The sequence below is a fragment of the Collinsella sp. AF25-2LB genome (assembly GCF_003458415.1).
Classification (GTDB): domain Bacteria; phylum Actinomycetota; class Coriobacteriia; order Coriobacteriales; family Coriobacteriaceae; genus Collinsella.
The window spans coordinates 1-1,062 of record NZ_QRUF01000037.1; the positions used below are offsets into that span (position 1 = coordinate 1).

Consider the following 1,062-nt stretch of genomic DNA (forward strand, 5'->3'; position numbering starts at 1 on the left):
ATGAAGGAGACCGAGAAGATCGAGATCATGCACTTCGACCAGGAGGGCTACCTCGAGGACGGCAGGAACGTCTACGAGGCCGGCAAGAAGATGACCGCCCTGGCCGACCGCGTGCACGAGGAGGGCTACGACGCCGTCTTCCTGATGGGCGTCGGCGGCACCTGGGACGAGTTCATGCAGCTCGAGTACCTCATGAACAAGTTCGGCGACCGCGACCTCGAGGTCTACCTGATCCACGCCGCCGAGTGGAACGTCATGGGCCACAAGCGCATGACCGACAGGTCCGTCGTGCTGACCGCCTCCGAGTCCGGCACCACCCCCGAGGTGCTCGAGGCCGTCGGCAAGATGAGGGAGATGGGCGTGCGCGTCTTCGCCATGACCAACCCCGAGGGCAAGATCGGGCAGGCCGTGGGCGCCGAGAACTGCGTCATGATGGCCTCCGACCACGGCGCCGGCGGCTGCGAGAAGGGCTACTACCTCGCCGACTGCTTCGGCCTGCGCCTGCTCAACCGCCGCGGCTGCTTCCCCAAGTTCGACCTGTTCATCGAGCAGACGAAGGACGTCTGGAAGGACATGCTCGACATCCGCAAGCGCTTCGAGCCGCGCGCCGAGGAGCTCGCCAGGAAGTACGCGCTGGCCGACTACACCATGTTCATCGGCTCGGGCGCGCTGTGGGGCGAGACCATCCTGTACTCCATGTGCCTGCTCGAGGAGATGCAGTGGAAGCGCATCCGCCACATCACCTCGCACGACTTCTTCCACGGCACGCTCGAGCTGCTCGAGCCCGGCGTCCCGGTGTTCCTGTTCATGGGAGAGGACGAGTGCCGCGCCCTCGACGAGCGCGTCCGCGCCTTCCTCACCAGCGGCGTGACCGGCGACGAGGACTACGTCATCATCGACACCGCCGAGTACGCGATCCCGGGCCTGGACGACGACTTCCGCGTCATCGTGTCCCCCTGGATCCTGTCCGTGCTGACCACCGACCGCCTCGCGCGCAACTACGAGCTGGTCACCAAGCACAACCTCAAGTACCGCCGCTACTACCACCAGTTCGACTACTAA

At 65.3% G+C, this 1,062-nt stretch carries 1 protein-coding gene; it reads left to right on the forward strand.

Going from position 1 to position 1,062, the window contains the following annotated elements; all coding sequences use genetic code 11:
- Window positions 1-1,062: SIS domain-containing protein (locus DWY51_RS09400; protein ID WP_117770657.1), on the forward strand; the 1,062-nt coding region annotated here is incomplete at its 5' end.